At 40.4% G+C, this 7096-nt stretch carries 9 protein-coding genes; 2 read left to right on the top strand and 7 right to left on the bottom strand.

What is annotated here, in order from left to right; genetic code table 11:
- Positions 1-33 precede the first annotated feature (33 nt).
- Genes trpS through rpe form a run of 3 tightly spaced genes read right to left on the bottom strand, consistent with a single transcriptional unit; the run spans position 34 to position 2420 of the window.
- Positions 34-1038: a tryptophan--tRNA ligase gene (gene trpS, locus B4F91_RS14315; RefSeq protein WP_029771853.1), complete on the bottom strand. Its 1005-nt coding sequence runs from the start codon at positions 1036-1038 to the stop codon at positions 34-36.
- A 33-nt stretch (positions 1039-1071) separates the two neighbouring features.
- Complete coding sequence (locus B4F91_RS14310; protein WP_004589357.1) at positions 1072-1737, bottom strand: phosphoglycolate phosphatase; 666 nt, start codon at positions 1735-1737, stop codon at positions 1072-1074.
- Complete coding sequence (gene rpe / locus B4F91_RS14305; protein WP_029771856.1) at positions 1737-2420, bottom strand: ribulose-phosphate 3-epimerase; 684 nt, start codon at positions 2418-2420, stop codon at positions 1737-1739. The genes B4F91_RS14310 and rpe overlap by 1 nt, the downstream gene beginning before the upstream one ends.
- 409 nt (positions 2421-2829) lie before the next feature.
- Between rpe and B4F91_RS14300 the strand changes: the two genes are divergently transcribed.
- Together B4F91_RS14300 and B4F91_RS14295 are read left to right on the top strand one after the other, a co-directional pair.
- Complete coding sequence (locus B4F91_RS14300) at positions 2830-3126, top strand: hypothetical protein (protein ID WP_029771857.1); 297 nt, start codon at positions 2830-2832, stop codon at positions 3124-3126.
- 3 nt (positions 3127-3129) lie between these two features.
- The gene (locus B4F91_RS14295) at positions 3130-3315 is read left to right on the top strand and encodes a DUF2970 domain-containing protein (protein ID WP_024032525.1); all 186 of its coding nucleotides are present in this window, start codon (positions 3130-3132) and stop codon (positions 3313-3315) included.
- On the opposite strand, the gene B4F91_RS14290 is transcribed toward B4F91_RS14295, so the two are convergent.
- The 4 genes from B4F91_RS14290 to aroK all read right to left on the bottom strand — a co-directional run.
- A complete protein-coding gene (locus B4F91_RS14290; RefSeq protein WP_004589353.1) occupies positions 3263-4129 on the bottom strand; it encodes a Dam family site-specific DNA-(adenine-N6)-methyltransferase in 867 nt (288 codons plus the stop codon). The two genes, B4F91_RS14295 and B4F91_RS14290, sit on opposite strands and share 53 nt — an antisense overlap.
- Positions 4130-4182: 53 nt before the next feature.
- On the bottom strand, positions 4183-5553 hold the full coding sequence (locus B4F91_RS14285) for an AAA family ATPase (protein WP_286937101.1): 1371 nt from the start codon (positions 5551-5553) through the stop codon (positions 4183-4185).
- Positions 5553-6623 carry a 3-dehydroquinate synthase gene (gene aroB, locus B4F91_RS14280; protein ID WP_286937103.1) on the bottom strand — a complete coding sequence of 357 codons (1071 nt, stop codon included), beginning with the start codon at positions 6621-6623 and terminating at the stop codon, positions 5553-5555. Before aroB ends, B4F91_RS14285 begins: the two co-directional genes overlap by 1 nt.
- Before the next feature lie 28 nt (positions 6624-6651).
- On the bottom strand, positions 6652-7096 hold a 445-nt coding region (gene aroK / locus B4F91_RS14275; protein ID WP_286937105.1), incomplete at its 5' end, for a shikimate kinase AroK.

The raw sequence follows: 7096 nt of genomic DNA, 5'->3' as shown, positions 1-7096 counted from the left end.
TCCGCAAAGATCAACACGCCCTAAGAAAGCAATTTATGTACGAGGAATAAACCCTAGTGCATCGTAAACCGATTTAAGTGTTTTTTCTGCACGTACACTGGCCTTTTCTGCGCCTGATTTCATGATGCTATCAAGTAGGTTTTGATCTTCTCTGATCTCTTTAAAACGTGCTTGGATTGGCTCAATCATGCTAACAACTGCATCGGCTGTGTCTTTTTTCAGGTGGCCATACATTTTATCTTCATACTCTGGCACTAAGTCTTCAATTGAGCGCTTAGTGGCTACGCTTAATAAAGTAAGTAAATTAGAAACGCCTGGCTTTTCAGTACGGTCAAAGTAAATACGCGCTTGCTCGTCTGAATCGGTTACTGCTTTTTTAAGCTTTTTCTCAATCTTTTTAGGCTCATCTAATAGCATGATGTAGCCATTAGGGTTTTCATCAGACTTAGACATTTTTTTGAGCGGATCTTGAAGGCTCATTACGCGTGCGCCAAATTCAGGAATATATGGCTCAGGTAACTTAAATACGTCACCGTATAAATTATTAAAGCGTGTAGCTATATCACGCGTTAGCTCTAAGTGCTGCTTTTGGTCATCCCCTACCGGTACTTGGTCAGCTTGGTATAATAAAATATCCGCTGCTTGCAATACTGGGTACGAAAATAAACCGACGTTTACATTGTTAGCATGTTTAGATGACTTGTCTTTAAACTGGGTCATGCGGTTAAGCTCGCCCATTTGTGCGTAACAATTTAGCACCCATGCTAACTGCGCATGTTCTGGCACTTGCGACTGTACAAATAAGGCCGATTTTTCAGGGTCTATGCCACATGCCGCATATAACGCTATACCATCTAATACACGAGAGCGAAGAAGTTCAGGCTCTTGGCGAACAGTAATCGCGTGTAAATCAACTAGCATAAAGAAACTTTCGTGGTCTTCCTGTAGCTTTAGCCACTGGTTAATAGCGCCAACATAGTTGCCTATTGTCATACCACCGGTTGGCTGAATGCCACTTAAAACTACTGGTTTACTCATGATTTTCCTTTAGTGTTTAGTTAATTAAAAATTTTAACGCTGTGTTAGTGTTGGTATTATATCTAAGAAGTTATCGCATAGGTACTGTGGATTATAATCCTCAAGATTTTCGCCTTGGTTATAACCATAATCCACCGCTATTACATCAATTTTAGCGGCATGTGCTGCCAATATATCGCTTTTTGAATCGCCAATCATAATAGCCTTACTCGGCTCAACATTCAGCTTTTTACATGCATACAGTAAAGGCGCTGGTGAAGGCTTTTTAGCCATATCGTCTCCACACACTATCACTTCAAAGTGACTGGTAAGGGAAAGCTTATCAAGTAGTAGCTCGGTAAATAGACGCGCCTTATTAGTAACAAGTGCTTTTGGCATGCCCCGCAAAGCACTGAGCCCTGTTTCTACATGCTGATACAACACACTATACTTGCCCACTAGCTGCTCATAATGTTGGTAAAATAAGGCAATGGCTTTTGCACTAAGCGCTTCATCTAAATGTTCGCTAATTTGCATATCGCCGCTGAGTGCACGCTTTACTAAGGTTTCGATGCCGTTGCCTATCCAGCTTTCAACCAAGCTTTGGCTAACAATAGGAAACGCTAAATCACTCAGTGTTAAGTTTACTGCTAGGTATAAATCGTAAACGCTATCAACAAGTGTGCCGTCAAGGTCGAACAAAGCTACATCATATTTCATTACTTTACGTTTCCTAACTGCTCACGCATTTGATCAATAACAACCTTGTAATCAGGCTCATTAAAAATAGCAGACCCTGCTACAAACATATCGGCACCTGCTTGCGCTGCTGCCGCTATGTTATCAACCTTAATACCACCATCTACTTCTAGGCGAATATCACGACCCGACGCAACTATACGCTGCTTAGCTTGAGCTAGTTTTTCAAGGGTGTGGGGAATAAAGCTTTGGCCGCCAAAGCCTGGGTTTACCGACATTAATAAAATAGTATCTAGCTTATCAATAACGTGATCGAGGTAGCTAAGGCTAGTGGCAGGGTTAAATACTAAGCCTGCTTTACAACCATGGTCTTTAATGAGCTGTATGGTGCGGTCTATATGCTCGCTGGCCTCAGGGTGAAAAGTAATTATTGATGCGCCGGCCTCTGCAAACAAAGGAATTATACTATCGACTGGTTTTACCATTAGGTGCACATCTATAGGCGCTGTTACACCGTAATCTCTAAGCGCTTTACACACCATAGGCCCAATAGTGAGATTAGGCACGTAGTGATTATCCATGACATCAAAATGTACTACATCAGCGCCTGCAGCGAGTACTTTATCCACATCTTCGCCTAATTTTGCAAAATCGGCTGACAAAATAGAAGGCGCAATTAAGTATTTTTGTTCAGGGTTTAACATAGTAATCCGTCAATCAGTAAAATATGCCTTAATGTACCGTAAATGCTGAGGTTTCCCAAGTAATACACTGTAAATTAGGCATAACTAAAAATATCGATTTAAATATATAAGTATTTATTTATGAAAAGCTTTAGTGGTTGAGTTTTGGGCAGCATGTTTAATTTTTGGTAAGGCCGTGAGTAGACGCACAAGCTTTGCTTAAATGATGTAAGCTATTAGATTAACGTAAGAGCAGTTATTGTGCCCACTCGATTACAAACTTCGGGGCGCGATTTAAAAACTCTTAGCTTGAGAACACACTTTAACTCGCAAGTTTCAACAGGCCTTAGCTATTACAGATAAATATTAGTTTGTTATTTATACAGCTTTTGTTATTATTAAAGGAGTAACTTAATTTTAGGCTAATATTATGCGTGCATTTAAAACAGGGATCTTAATTGCGTCGGCATTGTTATTTATTGGGGCATTTAGTTTTGCGCCAAGTTCTGAGCAAGATTTAAGCTTAGTTAGCAATTGTCAGCATCAGGCAAGTAGTAAAAACGCTTCAAACACCTTAACGTGTGCGAAAGTAGAAGAAGACTCATCGTGGTTTTCGTGGCTAACAGGCGATAGCCGCAGTGCGCAGTTTCATTATTTAGATTTATTAGAGCTATTAACTAGCTCAGAAGACGCTAAGAATACGCCTTCAATAAAACCTCTATTTTAAATAATGCTGCACTTTATTAGCGCGTTGCAAAGTGTGCTAGCAGCATTTTTTGGTGTGCAATCAGAGCACAAACGCCAAGCCGACTTCCAACAACACTCCCCTCTTTTTATTATTGCTTTAGCTGTGCTGTTTTTTGTTATTTTTGTAGTGACAATTTACGCAGTGGTTGCTTGGGTGCTAAATACATAGCCATTAGTTCGTCGACCTTGTTGCGTGATCCACCTTTAGGGCTGATAGTACGTTTTACCTGAATTTTACCAAGTGTAGCTTGGCTATAAATTTTTCGCGTCCACACGGTATCGTGGTTAGATATAAGCACTGGCGTATTGTTTTCAAACGCGGCTTGCTCGGCTAAGTTTGCCAAGTTTGCTTGATCGTCTAAATTAAACCCGCCTTTAGCATAAGAGGTAAACGACGCTGTTTTACTTAGCGGCACATAAGGCGGATCGCAATAAATAACCGCATTGTTTGGCACAAGCTTAAACACATCATCGTAGCTTAGGCAGGTAAATGTGGCTTTTTGTGCTTTTTCGGCAAAAAAGTACATTTCTTTTTCTGGAAAATAAGGCTTTTTATATTTACCAAATGGCACGTTAAAAATGCCTTTTAGGTTATACCTACACAGCCCATTGTAACCATGGCGATTCATGTATAAAAAGAGCATTGCGCGCTCATATACATCATTGCTTTTATTAAACTGTACACGGTATTCGTAGTAAGCGTCTGGGTGGTTATTTAAATCAACAAATAGTTTTTTAGAGTCACTTATAAACTCATCCGGCGAGCGCTTGAGCTCTTTGTATAAGTTAATTAAATCAGCATTGATGTCGTTGAGTAAATAGTGTTTAAAATTACTATTTAAAAATACCGAGCCTGCACCTACAAAAGGTTCTACCAAGGTTTCAGCGTGTTTGCTGGCTTGAGATAAACGTGCATTAATATCTTCAACTAGGCTGTATTTACCGCCAGCCCATTTAAGGAAGGCTCTACTCTTTTGTTGCATTGGTTCTTAACTTCAATCTGCTGTAGCGCGATTTTACACTAAAGTGAGTCAGTTTACTGATCAAGTCGTGTAATTTCTTGTTTTATTTTGCTGATTTTTTTATAAAAAGGCTTGTTCTTTCTAAGCGCACTCGACAAGGCAGACAACGCACTTTTAGCATCAGCGAGTGATGCATAACTGCCAATAGTAACCACCCACCACACTTTATTATTTCGCTTAGTTTGGTAAACCTTAGCGCGCTGGCTTAAATTATGTTGAATAATAAACTCACGGGTGATTTTTTCCTGTGTAACGGCTAGCAGCTGCACAGTTGTATTATTATCTGGCTGAGCTAAATACCAAGCGTTATCTGATACGTTATTTGAGGTTTTAGGCTGCGGGCTTTCTTTATCGTCACTTTCAATTGGCTCAATAGTCTCAGGAGTGTTTAAGCTTTGTGGTAACGCTTCGCTTTGCTCACTCTGAGCGCTTTGTTGAGCCTCACGCGTTAGGCTTTGCATTATCGCCGGCACATCGTTTTTATGGGGCGCTACATTCTCTTGTGATTTATCGCTAACCGCCTCTAAAGGCAAATCCGCTTTTGAAATATCAGAATTGTCATTACTGACTTCTTTATTCGCGCTTGGGATAGCGGTAATTTTAGAAGCAGGAATAGCGGTATCTATGCCTTGGCTTTGTTGATTTTGATAGTACGTTTGCCACCACTGGGTCATGTCATTTTTATACAACAAACCAATGATAAGTAGCATAATTATAATTAACAACGAGATTAAGTGTACTCGCCACGACACTTTATCTTTTTTTACAATATCAGCCACATGCTCGGTTGGTTGCCATGCTAATAATAAGCTGGGGTTGCCTTTCGCTTCATTTAAAAATGCGCTAAATACGGGGTCTTCATCGTACGGTAAATTAGGAAAATACCAGCTCATTAGCTGTTTAGATTCATGTGCAGATAAAGGCTCTAAGTAAATTTCAACGGCATTATTAATAGCTAGCTTTGATTGCGAAGCTAGCATGATATAAAGCGTTACAGGGCTGTTTTTGGCAAGTAACTCTAATTCCTGTAATAGCTCTTCAGATAAGTGCCTTGCATTATCGAGCACCCACAAACAAGCCTCACACGGCTGCTGCTGCAACAATTGGTAAAAGTTTTCACTTAACGATAAATCGTGGTCAATCAGCGGAGAGTTAAAGCTTTGCTCTAATATATCACTCATCAGTGATACATCATTTACACTGGCACTTACTTGTACAAATGCTTTATTAAAACTGTTGTATTTGTCGGTGATGAAGGTTTCGAGCATATAACTTTTGCCTAGGCCAGAGGTGCCTAGTAATACAATTAAGTTTTGCCCGTATTCAAATTGCAGAGCGATTCTATCCACCAACGCCGCACGGCTTGGTAAAATTTGCGCCTGCATTATTGCTCGATTAACGCTCTAACTTGGTCGTCTGATACGTCATCTACCAATGCGCATTGACCAAATTGAGTAGGTAAAATAAAGCGGATAGTGCCTTTTTTATTTTTTTTGTCTTTGCGCATATGCATTAAAAACTGCTCAGCAGTCATTTCACTTGGGATCTCAGTCGGTAAATTATAAAGCTTGAGTAGCGTTACAATTCTATCTACCTCAGTTTGCGATAAATCACCGCGTGTATGCGCTAATTTAGCAGCAAGTACCATTCCGGTAGCAACAGCCTCGCCATGTAGCCATACACCGTATCCCATTTGCGCTTCAATTGCATGCGCAAAGGTATGCCCTAAGTTGAGTAATGCACGAAGGCCATTTTCTTTTTCATCTTGCGCCACGATAAGCGCTTTAATTTCACAACATCTATAAATAATATGCTGCAAACTTGCTTCATCTAGTTGCTGTAGCTTTTCTACATTTTGCTCAATAAAAGCAAATAGCTCGGTATCGTAAATTAAACCATACTTAATAACTTCGGCCATACCCGCTGCAAATTCGCGCTCTGGTAAAGTATGAAGTGAATTAGTATCAATAAAAACAGCTTGCGGCTGATAAAACGCCCCAATCATGTTTTTACCCAATGGGTGATTTACCGCTGTTTTACCCCCTACAGAGGAGTCAACTTGTGATAGCACCGTGGTCGGAATTTGAATAAACGGTACACCGCGCTGATAACATGCAGCAACAAAACCTGTTAAATCGCCAATAACGCCGCCACCTAGTGCAATTAAGCATGTGTCTCGGCCGCAATTATTTTGCAATAAAAAAGCAGATATTTTCTCAAACCATTCAAGTGACTTGTATTGCTCACCATCGGGAATGACAAAAGAAAGAGGGTCTAGATCAGCTAACGAATCAAGCAGTCCTTGTAAATATAAAGGCGCAACTGTGTCGTTAGTGATAATGATAGGCCGACAATCACCAATGTGGTGAACAAGGCGGCCATTATCTTGAAGTGCAGATTGACCAATAAAAATAGGATAACTTCGCTCGTCCAAATTAACAGTTAATTCAAGCATGCTTTGTTATTTCCTTTATTATTGGTTTTTAAAAATCTAATTTCTCGATGATTTGGTTAGCAACAACTTTAGCGCTTTGCTCATCGGTGCGTACAACAAAATCGGCAACTTCTTTGTATAGTGGCTCGCGTTCTTCTGCTAAGCGCTCTAGTACATTACGAGGTGCTTCTTCAGTTTGCAGTAATGGGCGACGCTTGTCGCGTTGCGTGCGTGCAACTTGCTTTTCTATAGGTGTCTCTAGGTATACAACGATACCACGAGCCGAAAGCTTGTTTCGAACTTCTTTACTCATTACTGAACCACCACCGGTTGCAAGTACAATACCTTGCATTTCGGTTAAGTCGCCAATAACAGATTCTTCACGAAGTCTAAAGCCTTCTTCACCCTCAAGATCAAACACCCAGGCAATATCTGCACCGGTACGGCGTTCGATTTCTTGATCAGAATCGACAAATTCAAGGTGTAATTGGTCA

Source organism: Pseudoalteromonas sp. UBA6610 (assembly GCF_002433295.1).
GTDB lineage: Bacteria > Pseudomonadota > Gammaproteobacteria > Enterobacterales > Alteromonadaceae > Pseudoalteromonas > Pseudoalteromonas atlantica.
The sequence above is the reverse complement of the archived record's forward strand: the minus strand, read 5'-3'. Positions and strand labels throughout refer to the sequence as shown.